The 19373-nt window shown below is 35.7% G+C and carries 17 protein-coding genes; 6 read left to right on the top strand and 11 right to left on the bottom strand.

The features are described 5' to 3' along the window. Positions 1 to 8: 8 nt before the first annotated feature. Genes J3U23_RS02955 through yejK form a run of 4 tightly spaced genes read right to left on the bottom strand, consistent with a single transcriptional unit; the run spans position 9 to position 3464 of the window. Entirely contained in the window at positions 9 to 566 is a 558-nt protein-coding gene (locus tag J3U23_RS02955) for a hypothetical protein (RefSeq protein WP_267338400.1), read from the bottom strand. Positions 567 to 612: 46 nt separating this feature from the next. Then, positions 613 to 1617 carry a hypothetical protein gene (locus J3U23_RS02950; protein WP_267338399.1) on the bottom strand — a complete coding sequence of 335 codons (1005 nt, stop codon included), beginning with the start codon at positions 1615 to 1617 and terminating at the stop codon, positions 613 to 615. Beyond that, positions 1614 to 2456 carry a deoxyribonuclease IV gene (gene nfo, locus J3U23_RS02945; RefSeq protein WP_065561737.1) on the bottom strand — a complete coding sequence of 281 codons (843 nt, stop codon included), beginning with the start codon at positions 2454 to 2456 and terminating at the stop codon, positions 1614 to 1616. Before nfo ends, J3U23_RS02950 begins: the two co-directional genes overlap by 4 nt. 9 nt (positions 2457 to 2465) lie before the next feature. Further along, positions 2466 to 3464 carry a nucleoid-associated protein YejK gene (gene yejK, locus J3U23_RS02940; RefSeq protein WP_065734527.1) on the bottom strand — a complete coding sequence of 333 codons (999 nt, stop codon included), beginning with the start codon at positions 3462 to 3464 and terminating at the stop codon, positions 2466 to 2468. A gap of 178 nt (positions 3465 to 3642) precedes the next feature. On the opposite strand from yejK, the gene J3U23_RS02935 reads away from it, so the two are divergent. Then, entirely contained in the window at positions 3643 to 5031 is a 1389-nt protein-coding gene (locus tag J3U23_RS02935; RefSeq protein WP_267338398.1) for an MATE family efflux transporter, read from the top strand. A 55-nt stretch (positions 5032 to 5086) separates the two neighbouring features. Here the strand turns inward: J3U23_RS02935 and J3U23_RS02930 are convergent, their stop codons facing one another. Together J3U23_RS02930 and J3U23_RS02925 are read right to left on the bottom strand one after the other, a co-directional pair. Beyond that, positions 5087 to 5980 carry a hypothetical protein gene (locus J3U23_RS02930; protein ID WP_267338397.1) on the bottom strand — a complete coding sequence of 298 codons (894 nt, stop codon included), beginning with the start codon at positions 5978 to 5980 and terminating at the stop codon, positions 5087 to 5089. A 392-nt stretch (positions 5981 to 6372) separates the two neighbouring features. Beyond that, positions 6373 to 7239, bottom strand: a complete 867-nt coding sequence (locus J3U23_RS02925) for a YicC/YloC family endoribonuclease (protein WP_065734530.1) — start codon at positions 7237 to 7239, stop codon at positions 6373 to 6375. Between the two features lie 151 nt (positions 7240 to 7390). Here J3U23_RS02925 and rph point away from each other — a divergent pair, with 151 nt between their 5' ends. From rph to J3U23_RS02910, 3 genes are all read left to right on the top strand, one after another. After that, the gene (gene rph, locus J3U23_RS02920; RefSeq protein WP_065561744.1) at positions 7391 to 8107 is read left to right on the top strand and encodes a ribonuclease PH; all 717 of its coding nucleotides are present in this window, start codon (positions 7391 to 7393) and stop codon (positions 8105 to 8107) included. A gap of 13 nt (positions 8108 to 8120) precedes the next feature. After that, a complete protein-coding gene (gene pyrE / locus J3U23_RS02915; protein WP_065561745.1) occupies positions 8121 to 8768 on the top strand; it encodes an orotate phosphoribosyltransferase in 648 nt (215 codons plus the stop codon). A 146-nt stretch (positions 8769 to 8914) separates the two neighbouring features. Continuing rightward, positions 8915 to 10027, top strand: a complete 1113-nt coding sequence (locus J3U23_RS02910; protein WP_267338396.1) for an SIMPL domain-containing protein — start codon at positions 8915 to 8917, stop codon at positions 10025 to 10027. A gap of 69 nt (positions 10028 to 10096) precedes the next feature. Here J3U23_RS02910 and J3U23_RS02905 read toward each other — a convergent pair whose 3' ends face one another. Next, the gene (locus tag J3U23_RS02905) at positions 10097 to 10837 is read right to left on the bottom strand and encodes a GntR family transcriptional regulator (RefSeq protein ID WP_267330917.1); all 741 of its coding nucleotides are present in this window, start codon (positions 10835 to 10837) and stop codon (positions 10097 to 10099) included. Between the two features lie 137 nt (positions 10838 to 10974). Between J3U23_RS02905 and J3U23_RS02900 the strand changes: the two genes are divergently transcribed. Both J3U23_RS02900 and J3U23_RS02895 read left to right on the top strand, forming a co-directional pair. Further along, on the top strand, positions 10975 to 12846 hold the full coding sequence (locus tag J3U23_RS02900) for a beta-glucoside-specific PTS transporter subunit IIABC (protein ID WP_267338395.1): 1872 nt from the start codon (positions 10975 to 10977) through the stop codon (positions 12844 to 12846). A gap of 13 nt (positions 12847 to 12859) precedes the next feature. Continuing rightward, entirely contained in the window at positions 12860 to 14296 is a 1437-nt protein-coding gene (locus J3U23_RS02895) for a 6-phospho-beta-glucosidase (protein ID WP_220224873.1), read from the top strand. Positions 14297 to 14377: 81 nt separating this feature from the next. Here J3U23_RS02895 and dinB read toward each other — a convergent pair whose 3' ends face one another. The 4 genes from dinB to J3U23_RS02875 all read right to left on the bottom strand — a co-directional run. Continuing rightward, complete coding sequence (gene dinB, locus J3U23_RS02890) at positions 14378 to 15433, bottom strand: DNA polymerase IV (RefSeq protein ID WP_065734535.1); 1056 nt, start codon at positions 15431 to 15433, stop codon at positions 14378 to 14380. A gap of 73 nt (positions 15434 to 15506) precedes the next feature. Beyond that, a complete protein-coding gene (gene cptA / locus J3U23_RS02885) occupies positions 15507 to 17201 on the bottom strand; it encodes a phosphoethanolamine transferase CptA (protein ID WP_267338394.1) in 1695 nt (564 codons plus the stop codon). A 313-nt stretch (positions 17202 to 17514) separates the two neighbouring features. Continuing rightward, complete coding sequence (locus J3U23_RS02880) at positions 17515 to 18015, bottom strand: hypothetical protein (protein WP_267338392.1); 501 nt, start codon at positions 18013 to 18015, stop codon at positions 17515 to 17517. A gap of 192 nt (positions 18016 to 18207) precedes the next feature. Continuing rightward, positions 18208 to 19373, bottom strand: a 1166-nt coding sequence (locus J3U23_RS02875) for a hypothetical protein (protein ID WP_267338391.1), incomplete at its 5' end; no start/stop codon positions are given.

Raw genomic sequence — 19373 nt, 5'->3', positions numbered from 1 at the left:
TAACTTCGTTATTGAATAAATGGGTTTTGTTCACCAATGTAGACTAAGGGTTGTTCGAAGTTGTTAACTTTATCTGCATCAATTTCAAAACCATATAAATAATCTGATTCGAAATATGGACCTTGGTTTTGATTCGGTTTAATCACCGCTGATATTTTGAGATCTTTAATATCAAATGATACTGATTGCTTAGTGGCTTTGTCATAAATAAATATTGACGAATTTGGTAAACCTATTTTGCCAAGAAAAATGTCGTGGTATCTGCCGTCAATTGAATAATAGGGTTTTGAATATTGTGCATTGACAGGATCTGAGTGAGTTCGTTCTTCATCTGGTATCAAAAAGAAAGCCTCAATTGATTTATCGCCATGAGCAAGTAAATCATCTGTCACAGAAACAAATGCAAATCGCTTTTTATCTTTTATATAATCAATAAACGTTAGTTGATGAAGATTTACTTTTTCAGTGGATGGTGAATGATTCACTGTTTTTGGATGCACTGATGTTTGAGAATAAGCACCAAAGCTTAATAAAGAAATAATAGATACAATTAGTATTTTTTTCATTGTTTACCTACTCCTTAAGTACATATCCACAAAATTAATCTGAATTTTATCTTGATCTATGATCTTCCTGTCGATAATCAGATTTTATATCTAAACGTTTAAATGTATATAATGGATCAATATAATAAATATATGAATATGGAAATATCATTGATTCAAATCCAAATGCCACTAAAGGTTGATTTTTAAACAATTTGCCAGTCCATTTGTCTTTATTCATTTCATTAAAATCTTTGTCAGTTAGACTTCCAATCCTTGAACTTTCAGTATGGGAATATTCAAAATAAGTAAAAATGTTTTTTTCATTATCAGCTATTACCAATTTCCTATGATAGGTCCCAGTAAAGTTGTCATGCTTAATTATTTCATCTTGAAGATAGTAATTTAATTCATTTAATTGAGCTAAATAGCTTTGAGTAATACTATTTTGAACAGAAGTATCGTTATTTTTCGAGACGTTTGGAAAATCTTGATTGTCAATTTTTTGCCAGTCTATTCGCGTTAGTTGTTGCATAGCAAACGGACTTTCCTTACCGATATAAACAAATGTATTTTTAGGGTTTAAGTTGGGTAATTGCTTAAGGTTCAGTTTAAAACCAAATTGATAACTCTTCTCATCATGATGTGGTGCTTTACCGATACTATAAATATTTATGATTGCAAAAGCTTCTAATTTGCGAATAGGGTAAGTAAATAATCGATTATGTTCGTAATCATAAAGATAGAAATTATCGTCTTCAGATATTCCAGCTTCTTTCAAAAAACGTTGTCGATAGATTTTTGTTAATTTATAGCTATCTTTCTTATAATTACCTATTTCATCTGGAATTAAGTGTGGAACGATTCGAGTATTTCCATTTTCATCATATGAGTTAAAATTAATTTTTTCTGATACTGAAGTAAAATAGAAAATGGGGTTGTCTTTTTTCTCAACGATAAAAATATCTAAGTCTTTTATAGTGTTATCTGAATGATTTTGTATTTCCTCGTTAGCATTTACAAAACAACTCAGTAATAATAATATTAATAACTTTATTTTTATTATTTTCATTTTTCCTGCTCTTTTAACCACGCTATTTCTTGTTTCCAAAGATCCGGATCGACAGTTTCGAGGATGAGAGGAATTTCATCGATTCGCGAGTCTTGCATGATAAATTTAAATGCCGTTTCGCCGATGGTTCCTTTGCCTAAGCTATCATGACGATCAACATGGCTTGCCAATTCACTTTTAGCATCGTTTAAGTGCATACCTCGTAAGTATTTAAAGCCAACAATTTTTTCAAATTCGTCAAAGGTCTCTTTACAGGCTTTTTCAGTACGTAAGTCATAACCGGCAGCAAACGCATGACAGGTATCAATACAGACACCAACACGACTTTTATCTTCTATTTTATCGATGATTTGTGCAAGATGTTCAAATTTATAACCAAGATTAGACCCTTGCCCTGCGGTGTTTTCTATCACTGCAACAACATTTTTAGTTTTATCTAAAGTGATATTTATCGACTCGGAAATACGCGCCAAACACTCATCCACCGAAATTTTTTGTAGGTGACTACCAGGATGAAAGTTGAGTAAAGTTAACCCTAGCTGTTCACAGCGTTGCATTTCGTCTAAAAAAGCTGTTCGGGATTTATCGAGTTGCTCACTATCAGGGCTACCTAAATTGATAAGGTAACTATCATGCGGTAGGATTTGTTTACTAGTAAATCCATATCGTTCACAGCGTTTTTTGAAACTATCAATCACTGCTGATTCAAGCGGTTTTGCATGCCACTGGCGTTGATTTTTAGTAAATAAAGCAAAAGCCGTTGCACCAATTTGATAAGCATTAATTGGAGCATTATCGACACCACCAGAAGCACTCACATGAGCACCAATATATTTCATAATTTTTTCCTAGTTTGAGCCACTGTTTCGTTGAAGTTGGTCACGTAAATTAGGTGGAACACCTTTAATCACAAGTGAGTCAGTTTGCGGGTCCCATTTGATTCGTTCGCCTAATAGATCAGAATCAAAGCTTAAGGTTAATCCACCACCGCTACCGGAGAATTTTTTAAGTTGGCGTAGTGCACTACGATCAACGGGGAAAGTGTCCTCCAGATCATATTCACTATTTTTGACAAATTCCATAAAATTATTCTCGTCAGTCGCTGGCAATTCGTTAGCAAGATTTTTCAGTTCAATCTCTTCACCTGCTTGTAATTGCGCTTGGCAATAATTATAAACATTTTCACGGGCATTATTCTTGTTGTCAAATTGCATTTCTTGGCAATAGTCATCAACCGCTTTAACAAGTGTTTTATTTTGCGCTTTAGCATCTAATCCTTCACTCGCACCTAAATAATCCATAAAGAAGTCAGAAACCTTACGCCCTACTCGTCCTTTTAGGAAAGTTAGGTAACGTTTTGAGTCAGGAGCCGTTTCCCATTCGGTTATATCTATACGAGCAATGATGTCGGCATGGTCAATATCTAAATACTGGGTTTCTGATATATTGAGTTGTTCGTTGACTAACATACTTAAACAGCTATTTAATACAGCAATAATAAGATACTCAACAGCTAGATATCGATAATGGCAAAAAATAACGGTGCCACCTTCAGCAAATGGATATTTGGCCAGTTCATTACGTAATTGTTTGGTAGATTCTTGACTAAAATTAAGGAAGTCTTGATTACCTAAACGTAATTCTTTAAGCGACTGTTCAAAAAGGCTTTCACTATTAAATAGTCCATAAGCTTTACTTTTGTTGTTATAAACGCGGTTTATATCTTCAATCAAGTTGGTTACCGCTTGTTCATTGTTCAGTAGTGAGTCACGAAGTTGTAATTCGATTTCCGTATCGCTTTTTCTTATTAATTTATGTAAAACAACGTTTTCTATTTGTACACTCATGAAAATTCCTATTACGCTAGACGATTTGATAATCGACTATTTTATCAAAGCACTAAAAAAGTGCTATCATCAATTTTTATCTCTGTTAAACTAGTTATGATTATTCAAGTCAATTTTATACTTTTACGTATATTCTAAAATTCTTAGCAACTTTAACTTTTTTTCAATGTGAATAAAAATGACAAACTCACGCGATATTTATGATGATTTTAAACATAAAAAAATTAGCCTAATATTTTGGCAATATGCGCTACCATCAATTATTGGGACAACAGTAAATACGCTTTACAATATTATTGATGGAATTTTTATTGGTCATTGGATCGGTCGCGAAGCGTTAAGTGGCGCTGGTATTATTTTGCCTGTAATGAATCTTGCTGCCGGCATTGGTATGTTGGTCGGTATTGGTTCGGCAAGCCGTATTTCGATATTTTTGGGTCGAGGCGAGATTGATAAAGCCGAAAGAGTAGCAGGCACATCGTTTATGTTAACTGCCGTGCTTAGCGGTATTACTTTAGCATTATTACTTTATTTTATTGATCCGGTTTTACACTTTATCGGTTCAAGCCCCACTAATCATATTTATGCACGAGAATTTTTAGAGGTATTTTTACCGGGTAGTATTTTTATCACACTAACATTTAATTACAACAACATGATGCGCGCCAGTGGTTATCCTTTCAAAGCCATGGTAACGATGTTTATCAGTGTGATTGCTAATATTATTCTCGCACCAATTTTCATTATTGCTTTAGGTTGGGGAATGCGTGGCGCAGCGTTTGCAACTACGCTATCGATGTTTATTAGCTTTTTGTTTGTAATGCAACACTTTATCAGCAAAAACAGCAATATTAAATTATATCGTCGCAACTTCAAGCTCGATTTTACTTATGTTAAATCTATTTTATCGATTGGTATGTCACCGTTTGCCATGCAGGTGGCTGCGTCGGTTGTTGTAGTATTTATCAACTGGCAGTTAACCCATTATGCACCAATATCACATGTTTCAAGTGATGATGCAATTGCCGGCTATTCTAACGCTAACCGATTAATTACACTGATTATTATGATTGTTATTGGCGTAAACCAAGGTATGCAACCGATTATTGGTTATAACTACGGTTCCAAAAATTATGCTCGGGTTAAGGAAACGTTTATTTATGCGGTTAAAATTGCCACCGTCATTACTAGCGTTGGTTTTATATTAGGTTGTTTTATTCCTGATGTGCTGGTTAGAGCATTTAGCTCTGATGTTGATTTAATAGAAATATCTGCAATTGCACTACGTTATACTACATTTTCTTTTGCGTTTGTTGGGTTCCAAATGGTAACTACCAGTTTCTTCCAATGTATTGGTATGGCAAAAATTTCTATTTTGTTAAGCCTTTCAAGACAAATTTTAATCTTGTTACCAACACTTTATATTCTTCCATTATTCTTTGATTTAGATGGTGTATGGGCAGCATCACCAACTGCTGATTTGTTATCGACGGGGATCGCTTATGCTGCGTTATATTGGTACTTTAAATCAATTAAAAATCGACACTATCCTAAAAATCACCCTTAAAAAAAGGGACATCTGTCCCTTTTATCTTTCTTATTCATTTATCTTTTTTACCAATTTATATTTCTTTTTCAAATAATGCATCGGTTTTGTTATCGATATAGGCATCTTGGACTATAAATCCATCACTAACACCTTTTAATTCATACTCTTTTTTGTCTTTTTTCAATAATTTCTTCTCTATGGTAAGAATGCTTTTCTGACGACATTTTGGGCATTGGCAATATTGATATTCTAATACATCGATATTTCCTGCTGATTGATCGACTTGGTTAAGTATTCCTTTTATATCAGTATAAAAAGTTGTTTGCGATAATGCATCGGCATAACTACCAGTTAAATTGGCTGAAAGTTTAGTTTCTAGGCTTTCATTACTTGATGAGAAGAATTGATATTTTTTATACCATGCTTGGCAATCTTCACAATAATAATCATCAATATGAAATGAAACGATTAATGGATAGAAGAAAACAAGTAATTCAATTAAATAAACAACACCCAACATTAAACCAGAAATGTGACTTGTATTCGATTTTCTGGTGATGGATATTTCACGGTATGGAAGAATTTCATCAAACATGATGTCAACGACAGTGAATGGTGAAAAAAACAGTTCAATATAATCTGTAAAATCACCCGAAAAAAGGCCTACTTCAAATCCACATACACTTGAGTAGTAAGCAAATAAACAGATAAAGAATGCCATAAAAAAATTAACCATGGTATTTCTTACTTTTGCTGCTTTTGCAAGAAATGAAGCAAGATAGGCTAACGTCAATCCCATTACAACGACTAAACCAATATCAATTATGACAAACGGAGAATAATAAGAGATGATTGAATAGATAATGCCCAAAGCAATTGCGACAAAAATACCTATTAAAGTAAAGATAATGGTTAAAAGCGGATTAAATTTTTGTGACAACTGATAATGACTAACTGTAGAGCTCATTGTTTTATTCCTTATTATTCCTTAAAAATTATAATACTAATAAAAAAACTTCTAGCTATGTTTAAATGATAATTGTCAATTTTTGTTATTTTTTCCAATAACTAGGACTGAGTTATTAATTTGACTGGTGCATTTTAAACATGCTCTATGAAAAGTAAAGTTTATTAGACTAGATAAAAGTAAAGATTTTTATTTTTTAATTAAAAATAATCTTTGAAAAAGCAATTCATAATATCTTGATATAAAAAAGGGGCATTGCGCCCCTATTGTTAATTTAATCTACATTGATTGTTTTTTAGAGTAAATAATAAATCAGTCTGTTAATCGATATAAACATTTAAGACTATATTGAGTGAAGGACTTTGCCGATGACAAAATACTTGCTCATTAAATTACTCGATATTTTGTACTTGCTCTCGAATCTGCTCAATCAATACTTTAAGTTCAATCGCACTTGCAGTTACATCCGCATTAATTGATTTTGAAGCGATGGTATTTGATTCACGATTAAATTCTTGCATCATAAAATCAAGTCGGCGCCCTACTGCTTCGTTTTTCTTTAAGATTGCATAAGTTTCTTTGACATGAGTCATTAATCGATCTAACTCTTCAGCCACATCAATTTTTTGTGCAACCATCACAATTTCTTGTTCAAGACGTGAGCTATCTAGTTCAATATTGGCTTCGTCTAGTTTGCTTTTTAAACGCTCTTTCTGCCAATCTAAGATTTGTGGCATCCAATCTCGAATTTTATTAACTTCGAGAGTTATTGCGTCTAAGCGCTGAGTAATTAATTCGCTTAAGGCTTTACCTTCACGTTCACGAACAGTGATAAATTCATCGATTGTCTTTTCAAGTAAAGCTAAAATTTCTTGCGAAATTGCATCTAAATTTTGTTCTTTACTCGACATCACTCCCGGCCAACGTAACACATCAAGCGGATTGATTGGACCGGTTTGGTATTCACGTTTAATCCAATCACCTGCATTTAATATCTGTTTAGCCAGCTCAATATTTAATGATAACTCTTGGTTCTGAGTAGCGGGATCAAGTTCGAAGCGTAAGTTACATTCAATCTTTCCGCGAGTTAATCGAGCACGAAGACGCTCACGAACGATCGGCTCAAGTGAGCGAAACTGTTCTGGTAAACGAATATAGGTTTCTAAGTAGCGTTGATTGACCGAACGCAACTCCCAAGACGCATTACCCCATGATTGGTTCAACTCTTTTCTCGCATACGCGGTCATACTAGAAATCATAATAGGTTCCTAAATTTATAAAAAACTTAGTGTGCATTGTATCACAAATTCTGTATAATGTGCCCTTAGCTTAGGCTAAACATCGACGCTTTCTTGTTGATGTCCCCCTAAAAAATTAATTCGAAGATAAAATAAACTGCTGGAGAATTGCATGCGCCCGTCTGGTCGATCTGCGGAACAAGTCCGCCCAATCAAAATAACCCGTCATTACACTAAGCATGCAGAAGGTTCTGTATTAGTCGAATTTGGTGAAACCAAAGTACTTTGTAATGCAACAATTGATGAATCTGTACCCCGCTTTTTAAAAGGTCAAAATCAAGGTTGGATCACTGCTGAATATGGCATGTTACCTCGCGCAACAAATTCAAGAACACAACGAGAAGCTGCAAAAGGCAAACAAACTGGCCGAACAATGGAAATCCAACGCCTAATTGCCCGTTCACTGCGTGCGATGGTTGACCTTGAATTATTAGGTGAATACACCATTACCCTTGATTGTGACGTTATTCAAGCCGATGGTGGCACAAGAACTGCATCGATTACCGGAGCTTGTGTTGCACTCGTTGATGCAATAAACACATTAATTTCTAATGGAAAAATCAAAGAAAATCCAATTAAATCTTTAGTGGCTGCCGTATCGGTAGGCATTGTAAACGGTGAAGCTCTATGCGACTTAGAATACATTGAAGATTCTAATGCTGAAACCGATATGAATGTCGTTATGACAGATGATGGTCGTATCATAGAGGTTCAAGGCACTGCCGAGGGTGAACCATTTAGTCATGAAGAATTATTAACCCTATTAGAACTAGCAAAAAATGGCATAAAAACTATTACAGAAGCACAAAAACAAGCTTTAAAAGATTAATTGGAGAGGATCGATGAAATCATATAAAAGTGAATTTATAGAATTTGCTTTAGATAGGCAAGCATTAAAATTTGGCGAGTTTACTTTAAAATCAGGTCGAAAAAGCCCTTACTTTTTTAATGCAGGACTATTTAATACCGGTAAAGATTTAGCGTTATTAGGTCGTTTTTATGCCGCTGCATTGATCGATGCAGATTTACAATATGATGTTATCTTTGGTCCAGCCTACAAAGGCATTCCAATCGTTTCATCAACAGTGGTTGCCCTATCTGAACACCACAATGTTGATGTTCCTTACTGCTTTAACCGAAAGGAAGCGAAAGACCATGGTGAAGGTGGTAATCTAGTAGGTAGTTCAATATATCAACAACGCGTTATGTTAGTTGATGATGTAATTACCGCTGGTACAGCAATTCGTGAATCAATGCGAATTTTGGAAGACAATCAATCTAAACTTGCTGGCGTATTGATTTGCTTAGATCGTCAAGAAAAAGGCCGAGGTGATTTATCTGCTATTCAAGAAATCAAACAGACTTATCATTGTGATGTAATTTCAATTATTACTTTAGATGATTTGATCCAATACCTCTACCAAGATCCATCACGCAAAGACCAAGTCACCCAAGTCGAAGCCTATCGTGCTGAATATGGAATAAAATAATAAAGCGTCGTAAGACGCTTTTTTATATTCATAAAGTTTTACAATTTTTTTACAACTTTCCAATTAGATTAATTATAATCATCTTATCTTTCTACATTGAACCTACTTTACTAGCCCATTTCACTAGACTGAATAAAGGAAATAAAATGAAAAAAACCTTATTATTAATCCTATTAATGAATATGAGTACCATCTTTCCATCTCACGCCCAAAATAATGCGTTAAACGTTAGCAATAATTATTTAGAACTACAGCAATTAAAATATGGAAAGAACCTTATCCCTGTTGGAGAAATCACCTCCAAAATTACTGATAACATTATATTAAAACCCGATACAGTTGAATTTTATGTAACCTTAGAAACAGAGGGTGAAACATCAACGGAAGCTTCTAATCTTAATGTCGAAACAATGAAGAAGTTAAAAACTTATTTAAATACACTTAATATTACCGACGATAATTTAGTTACCACCGACTACAAAAACAGTGTTAGAACTGTGACGAAACCAGATAGTAAAAACAATACCACTTATGCAGCTATTCTTAATGTTGTATTAACGATTGATAATAATGATAGCTTCATCAATCTTAATAAAATACTTGATAAATATGGTATAAACAACATTTATCAGATTGACGATAAAAATTTGACTAACTACTATGAATTCTCCATTGCTACAACCAGTAATAGAGAAAGTAGAGCAAAGGATGATCTGTACAAAGACTTTAACAATATCGCTAACGAATTAAAAAAGATAGGCTTAACGAACGTATCAATTAAAAAATATATGGTACGCGAAATGGAGGCTAAAGAAATTGAAGAAAAACACTATTTCGTCAATAACACACTAAAAATAAAAATAAATAAATTAGATCTTATTGGTAAAATTATTGCTAAAGCGCAAGAATTAAAGATGCAAGTCAACAATAACATCTCTTATAGTGTTTCGCCTGAAGCAATTCAAGCTGCGCTAAACGAGCATGAAACCCTTTTACTAAACAAATTGAGCGCTAAAGTTGAACGATTATTGGATAAACAGTATGTACTAGGCGCACCAATTACACTATCACTCGACTCAAGAGATTTTGATAGAACATATTCATCATATAGCAACGCCAAAAGTGAAAATCGTTATCTAGCTATGGATAGGAGTGCCGATGATCCTATGGATGTAGATATCTATACCCCACCAGAATATGAAGTCACATTAACTTTATCAGGTACATTCGAAACACTTAAAAAAGTTGAACAAAAGTAGTAGCTGTTAAATTGATAAAATTTCATTTAGTTAGTAATCTATTTTATTAACTAAATGAAATACCTTCGACTATTTTGAATGACTTTGTACATAGAATTTTGCATTGTCGTAATGATAGATAATTCTTGAAAAATCGAAAGGTTCGCCTGCTGTAGTATAAAAAATCTCTTCAACACATAAAGCGGGATCGCCAGGTTTTAATCCTAAATAAGGGGCGATCTCCTCATCTAATTTTATCGCTTTGAAATATTTATCAGAAAAACCAATATTGATTTTACAAATCTCTTTAACGTAACTAAAAATTGAGTTTTCGGCAATTTCCCGATTAAGGTAAGAGATGATCTTTTTACGATAATAAGATTGCTCAAAACCATAAACCTTGCCTTCAACCAAACGTAATCGTTTTATATAATAGACTTCTTCACCATCTTCACACTGTAAGTTCTCTTTTACTTTGGCATTAGGCTGAATAACGTCAACATTAAATACTTGTGAAGCGCCTGGTAAATCATTTAGGTCAACACTAAAACCATGACTCTCTAAAAAATTCAGATAACCCCTTTTTTTGGGTTGCCTAACAAAAATACCACTGCCTTGAATTTGATAGATCACACCGTGCCTTTCAAGGCGATTAAGTGCTTTGATAATGGTGGTACGACTAACTTGATATTGTTGAATTAATCCTTCGATATTAGGCAATTGTGTATCTTTAGGCAGATTTTGTTGATAAATCGACTGTTGAATTTTCTTTGCCACATCTTGGTATTTTAACATTAATCGTTCTTTGATATTGGTATAAATGATTGACATTCTATACTTATCCTTAATTAAATAAATCAAAATTGCTAGAAAACGCGATCTAGATCACAAACAATAAAATTGGTCATTAACAATTTTCAATTTAAGGATAAGATATGCTCTCTTACCTGTTAAAAGGAGCTTAATTGATGTCATCTAAAATTAGAGATTATAATAAATTAGCAGTTGATATATTAAATGAGTTAGGCGGCGAAAATAATATTGTTTCTGTCGCGCGTTGTGCAACTCGTTTGCGTGTCGTTACTCAAACCACCCCAGCGGAAGCGAAAGAGAAAATCGCCAGTTTGCCGGGTGTTATCACCGTGGTTGAAAAAGGTGGACAAATTCAAGTTGTTATCGGCACAAATGTAGACAAAGTCTATAATGCATTTACGCAATTAATGAGTGGAAACAATAAAGTTGATGTAAATAGCAAAAGTAGTATGTTAAATCGTGTTATCGCCACAATGTCAGCTGTTTTTGCTCCCTTCGTTTATGTTTTAGCGGGAGCAGGTATATTACAAGGGATCTTAATTTTAATTAAGCTTGTCTATCCAGAATTTGAACAAACTGGCACTTGCCAAGTATTTAGCTTTATCTCTTGGGCGCCATTTACCTTTTTACCTATCTTTATTGCCATTACTGCATCGCAACATTTCCGTTGCAACATCTATATTGCAGTAGCATGTTGTGCAGCGCTACTATCACCAACATGGGCAGAAATTGCAACATCAATAAAAAATGGGGGAACATTTGACTTATTTGGTTTACCGTTATCTGAAACCACCTATATGTCAACCGTATTACCACCACTATTTTTAGTATGGTTACTCTCTTATTTAGAGCGTTTCTTAGAACCTCGCTTACACAGCATTATTAAACCATTAGTCATGCCATTAATCTGCTTAGTGATTATGGTTCCATTAACCTTATTAGTAATTGGACCAATTACAGCTGGTGCAGCGCACTACCTTGCAAGCGGATACAACTGGATTGTAAACCTTGCGCCATGGGTCGCGGGTGCGATTATCGGGGCATTTTGGCAAGTTCTGGTTATATTTGGTGTGCATTGGGGTATTACACCAGTTATTATCGAAAACATTAACCAATATGGTAAAGACTCTTTCCAAGCCTACCAAACTATCGCGGTAATTGGTCAAGTCGGTGCAGCATTAGGATTCTATATCAAAACTCGCTCAAAAGAGATGAAAGGTGTATCAATCTCAGCCTTTATTACGGGTCTATTTGGTATCACAGAGCCAGCTATTTATGGGGTTAACTTACGCTTTAAAACACCATTTATTTATGGCTGTATTTGTGCTGCAATTGGTGGGATGGTCGCTGGTATCTTTACGCCTTACTACTACACCTATGCAGCATTACCTGGACCACTAACTATTGTTAATGCAATTAATCCAGAACATTATGGATCAATCATCGGCGTAGCACTGGGTTCAGCAATAGCACTATTTGGGCCAGTGATTTTAATGCAAATTTTTGGTACTAATGAAAAAGCACAAAGTGATGAAAAAATTGAAAACGACACCCCAAAAGTCGTTCTTGATAAAGTTAACATCACTAGCCCAATGATCGGTAAAGCATTACCACTAAGCGAAGTACCAGATCCCGCTTTTGCACAAAAATTAATGGGTGAAGGTATTGCTATCGAACCAACAGATAACCATGTTTATGCACCATTTGATGGCGTAGTTAGTGCGGTATTTGAAAGTTCAAAACATGCTATCGGTTTAGTCCTAGATAACGGCGTAGAATTATTAATTCACGTTGGAATAGATACCGTTAATTTAACTAATAACGAATTTAGTTATCACATCAGTATGGGGCAACAAGTTAAAAAAGGTGATTTGCTAATCAGCTTTGATCCACAAGCGGTCAAACAAGCGGGTTATCCATTAATTACACCAATTATTATTGTTAATACAGATCAATACCAATTGATCACATTAACTGAAAATAAAGACGTGAATCTTGACGATATCATATTCGAAATTAAGCAATAACAAGGAATCAAAAATGACTAAAAAACCATTTTTATGGGGCGGTGCATTAGCTGCTCACCAATTCGAAGGCGGCTGGAATGAAGGGGGCAAAGGACCAAGCGTGGTTGATGTCATGACCGCTGGCGCACATGGTGTTGCAAGACAAATCACTCAAGATATCGAAGCAGGCAAATTTTACCCAAATCATACAGCAATTGATTTCTATCATCATTATAAAGAAGACATCAAATTATTTGCTGAACTTGGGCTAAAATGCCTTCGTACTTCAATTGCTTGGACTCGAATTTTCCCTAAAGGCGATGAGCTAGAGCCAAATGAAGCAGGCCTACAATTTTACGATGACGTATTTGATGAACTCATTGCGAATGGAATTGAACCGGTTATTACCCTTTCACATTTTGAAATCCCATTACACATTGCTCGTCAATATGGTGGTTTTCGTAATCGTAAAACCGTAGAGTTTTTTGAACGTTTTGCTATAAGTTGTTTTGAACGTTATAAAAACAAAGTTAAATATTGGATGACTTTTAACGAAATCAACAACCAAATGGACACCAGTAACCCAATCTTCTTCTGGACCAACTCAGGTGTACAAGTTAAACCTGGTGAAAATCCACAAGAAGTGCTTTACCAAGTTGCGCATTACGAATTATTAGCCAGTGCTAAAGCGGTTATTGCTGGTAAAAAAATCAACCCTAACTTTGAAATTGGTTGTATGATTTCTCACGTGCCAATTTACCCATACTCATGTAACCCTGAAGACATGATGGCATCAGAAATTGCTATGCATCAACGCTTCTTCTTCCCTGATGTACATGTTCGTGGATATTATCCATCATACGCATTAAAAGAGTTTGAACGCGAAGGCTACAAACTTGATATTACAGAAGAAGACTTAGCTTGTTTAAAACAAGGTACGGTTGATTACATCGGCTTTAGTTACTACATGTCAACTGTCGTAAAAGCAGATGTTAAAAACGACAACCGTGACAACATCGTCAATGGTGCATTACCAAATGCAGTTGAAAATCCATACATTAAAAGCAGTGACTGGGGTTGGCCGATCGACCCAGAAGGATTACGTTACACACTTAATCGCTTATACGATCGTTATCAACTACCACTATTTATTGTTGAAAATGGTTTTGGCGCGATTGATGAACTTGAGCACGACAACCAAATTCACGATAAACCACGAATCGAATACCTCGGCGCGCATATTAAAGCGATGCAAAAAGCGATGGATTACGACGGTGTTGATGTGATTGGTTATACCGCTTGGGGGATTATCGACGTCGTTTCATTCACCACTGGCGAAATGAAAAAACGTTATGGCGTAATTTATGTTGATCGTGACAACGAAGGTAACGGTAGCATGAAACGCTATAAAAAAGAGTCATTCGAATGGTATAAAAATGTGATTAAGACCAATGGTCAAAGCTTAAAATAATCATCTAATAATATAAAGGATCTGATTTGCGAATTAAAATCAGATCCTTTAACCCATCTCATCTAATCAACACATCATCAATCAAAACTTAAAAATAAGTTGCTTTTCAACTTGTGGATCAATCAACGTCACATGAAAACCAATTAACCTAACACCCCGATCATTGCGCCTTTCTAGCCAAACTTTATGAGCTTGTTCAATCAAATCAGCTTTATCCAACTTAGACCAAACATGCTCTTGAGTCGTAAGCTGAAAATCATCAAACTTAAATTTCACACCTTGGCGAGCAATAGAGAGATCGGAGCGGACTTTACTTAAACGCTTCTCCAACTCCTCAAATAGCGGATCAAATTGCGCTAAACACTCATCCCAACTGTGAATATCATCAACCAACGTGCGCTCTACCCCAACTGACTTGCGTTGCCTATCATTACAGACTTCGCGTTCATCAATCCCTTGGCAACGTTCATATAAAATACGTCCAAACTTACCAAACTGATTAAGTAACTTAGTCAAATCATAATTAACCACATCTTTACAGGTATAAAGCCCCAACTCTGCTAGCTTCTTCTCGGTCACTTTACCCACACCGGGGATCTTCTTCAGTGGAAGTTGCTCAATAAATCCTTCAACCTGATCGGGTGTAATCACATATTGCCCATTTGGCTTATTCATATCAGATGCGATTTTAGCTAAAAACTTAAGTGGTGCCACACCTGCTGACGCGGTTAATTCAAGCTCGTTATAGATTGCTTGTCGAATATCTTGGGCGATTAACGTAGCAGAACCATGACAGAGCTTACAATCCGTCACATCCAAATAAGCCTCATCAAGCGAAAGCGTCTCAATGGCTTGAGTATAACGCTTAAATATTTGATGGATTTGATTGGAAACCTCTTTATAGACAGCATGACGACCAGGAATGACCTTAATATTAGGGCACAGCTTAATTGCCTGTGCCATTGACATCGCACTATGCACACCATATTGACGAGCAATATAATTCGCAGTTGCCACCACACCACGCTTACGTGGATCGCCTCCTACGGCGATCGGCACATTGCGATAACGTGGATTATCTCGCATTTCGACAGCTGCATAAAAACAATCCATATCGACATGAATAATTTTTCGCATAATGAAGGTATTAGTATATAGAAAATAACTGTATAAATATACAATACCATACCTTTACTTTATCTGTAAATCACTATTTAGCGAGCTGATCGAAATCGGTTAACCCCTCCTTACCATGAGGATCACCAATCCATCGAGTTGGCTGTGCAAATTTTTCATTCACAATACTTTTTTCGGGTTGATAATCATCGAAGCTTAACCCAGCCAAATCAGACCAAGTATGAATCAAATCCTGAGTACTAAATTTTCGATTCACATAAGACTCAAAATGATTATTAGGATGACTCACTAACCACTTAGGCGATTGCCAAAGCATAAAAGGAACCGTATACATAGCTTTAGTTGGCGCCTTCTCATTACGCCCTAAAACATCATGCGGAGCCGTTTGATAAACTTCCTCACCATGATCGGAAAAATACAAAATAAAACCATTTGGATCACTATTCTTAAATAGCTTAAACAGCTCAGTAGTAACAAAATCATTAAACGCGACCGCATTATCATAACTGTTATAAACTTTTAACTTATCATTATCCAAATCAAAATTTACGCCAGTCTTATCTTTAAAACGCTGATACTCCTCACCTTCCGGATAGCGCAGCTCATATTTCATATGCGTACCGAGCAGATGAATAACAATAAATTTCTTTTCAGCAGGATCATCTAGCACATTCTTAAACGGCTCAAAAACCGACGAATCATATTGTCTGGAACTCTGATTACGATCATTATTCATATAAAACTGCTCATCAGCTTGCTTAGAGAACATCGTCAACATCGTATTGCGCTTAGTCATCGTTTGTTGATTGGTAATCCAAAAAGTCTTATAGCCGGCCTGTTTCATCAAATGAATTAAAGATGGCTTAGAAAGATATAAATCAGGATGTTGCTCATCGGCCAAAGTTAGCGCTTGTTGTAAAATCTCGATCGTATAAGGTCTTGATGAAACAACATCATTAAAAGCAAGAAAATCAGGATTATCTTTTTTAAATTGCTCGATTAACGGCGTCGTATCACGCTCATAACCATAAATCCCCATACGGCTACGAGTCGTTGACTCACCAATCACCAGCACTAACGTTCTTGGAGTATTTCCATTGGCATCAGTTAAATTTTCGAATTTAGGCAAGGTTTCGAGATGATTTAAGATTTTTTCCATATTAGAAAGCTGAGAACGATAAGCAATATAACTACTGAGCAATTGCCATGGAACCGTCGTTTCCATCCGACTTAACAGATGCTGGGTAGCGCGCTCAAACGAAGTCTTCTTAATCGCCACACTAATAAACAAAGGCATCAACGCATAAACCACAATGATTATCGACACTAACCATTTAGTCATATTTTTTACATAAACCGGTTTAACCTTAAACCACAAAAACACCCCAACCAAAATATAAATCAACAGCACGGCGACGAGTTTAATACTAAGGTACTGGGAAATAAATTCATGTGACTCATTATAATTCGACTCTGCCATCACAAAAAAAACACTCTGCGAAAACTCCTGTCGATATATCGTAAAATAACCAATCGAAATTAGTGACAACCCACCGACGATAATGCCATAAACGGTAGCAAATTTTTTGGTAATATTAGGAAAAAAGAGAATAGGCACCAGCCAAATCATACTATAAATTATCGAGTCACGAAGCCCAATAAAATTAGCATGTCCTGACAATGCAATGTAAAGTTGTAATGCACAAGAAAAGTAACAGAAATACAAAATAGCATAAACCAACGAGCGCCAACTAAAATTTCTATCCAAATTTTGCTCCAATAATTACAAATAAAAGTGCAACTAAACTAACAAAAACAGATTAACAAAACCTTAAGATGGAACTAATAAAGATTATTTATTGATTGATTATGATGAAAGGGATTCAAAAACCCCGTTCCTCAACTTTTTTTGATGCAAAAAACGGCTACTAAAAAACACAGTTTAAGGCCGAATTATTTATTTAGACAACATTGCAGAATTTTAAACCCCAACCCCCCCACTCCTCAACTTTTTTTCGATAAAAAACTAAAAAAACCACCCTAGTTGGGGTGGATGATTTATTTTCAACATCACTCTGCTATTAATGCAATTCGCTAAAATAATTCTTCAACGCCTGTATAAACGCACTATCTACCATAGCAGGGTATTTATTTGCCTGCCATGATTGTAAAAATAATAGATGCTGAACCGTTAAGGGTTTATTCATATCGTGGAATTCGTTTAACTGTTCGTTTACTTCTTGAGATGTTGTGAGAAGGGATTGTGGTGTTTTTTGCTTCGGTATTTGGCAATGCTTTTGGTACCATAATTCATAGCCACTTAAATCATAATCACCCAATAACTCATAACCCGTTAAATTAGGGCTGGCATTAGGATAGCGTTTAGTAATAGAACGGGTAGGAAATCCACCGCAAATAATAATTTCATCAATTTTTTTTATATACTTTGCCGTCACCTTTAAGTTAAAACCCAATAATTGCTCAACCACATATAATGATTGATTATAAAGCTTTAAAAAATTACCTTCGGCTATAAACTGAACCGGCCTTTTACTTAACGCTATTTTTTCTTCAATATTCATTTTATATTACTCCTTTAATATCAATATTTTTAACCACCACCTCGGTGCCCAGCATTTTTGCCGCTTAGCCACAAAATCGCTTTTTATGGCTAAACGACGTTGACTCTTCGAGTCAGCTTGCTTTTAATCACCTAATACTATTTTTTATCACCCCCACCCCCGCCCTAAGGATTAAGGACGAAGGAATAAGAACTAAGGATGGGCACAAAGCCCATTGACTACTGAACTGTTGATGGAGTATGAATTTATATCACCATTGCCTGAATTCACGATAAACTGCTCAGTACCATTATACGGGTCACTAGTCCAGTTCCCCCAAGATACAAAACTGGCTCCGGAGTAGTTGCGCATATTAAGCCACTCCGCGAAAAAGCCAGCACCTATATGAGGCATAAAATGATTCCTCGGCGAGGAAGGGGTGGCGCTGACAGCGCCTTGACAAGTTAAACCTGTATTACGACAAGATGCGTTGGTTAAATCCTTTACCTTAGGTACTCGATAACCAATACGACGACACCAAGATAATGTATTAGGATAAGTGTCATTCTTAAAACCTCGGTTGACGAACCACTGCTTCAAAGTAAAACCATATTTGACGACTGGAGTACCATTACTATCACGACCGACCAACTCGAAAGTCTGAGGCAAAGTAGGTTTCGAAATAGGACCAGGATTGGATGAACTTTGCTGGGATGTGGTAGCGTAAGGACCAGTTAAAGTAACGCGAACGCTTGTAGCAGTAGAATTAGACATAGTAGCTGTGATACCACCCAGAGAAACTGCAGACCAAGACAATGGCTGACTAACACCACTAATGAGTAAATCAAAGTACAGTTTGTTAGCACCAGTTGTAGGAAAGTTTCTACCGTAAAGTGACGGGTCTGTTTCTTGAGTGAGAAAACCCTTAGCAGAGTCCCAAATTGAAGCTGGAGAAGCTATACCACCAACCAAATGAGGTCTGGCAAAACAAACCACCGGCCCAGCCTTAGGATTGACGTAATAAATCTCACTACGGGCACTGAAAGTACTACGATTAGGAAATCCGTAACGAGTAGATAATGTACCGTCAGTACTAGATAACGTAACCTTATAAGGTGAATTACAAGTCGTTAACACGGAATTACGTGATACAGATTGACCGTTTTTATCGACGATAGATAAACTTAAACGACCAGTAGCACTAACGCCAGAATCTCCATCATCATCCCCCCAATAATTATTAGGAGGACCAATAAGTGTACTTAAATCGACTGAATTAGTATCAGTAGGAACGAACATACGAATATCAGCAAAACTCTGACCCTCAACCGGCAAGACGATTGGGGTTGTAGATGATGAATTGTTAGAAGGCGTGTAAT

It is taken from the genome of Gilliamella sp. B3367, assembly GCF_026536825.1.
GTDB classification, from domain to species: Bacteria; Pseudomonadota; Gammaproteobacteria; order Enterobacterales; family Orbaceae; genus Gilliamella; species Gilliamella apicola_E.
Note: the sequence above shows the minus strand (reverse complement) of the source record. Positions and strands in the feature narration are given on the sequence as shown.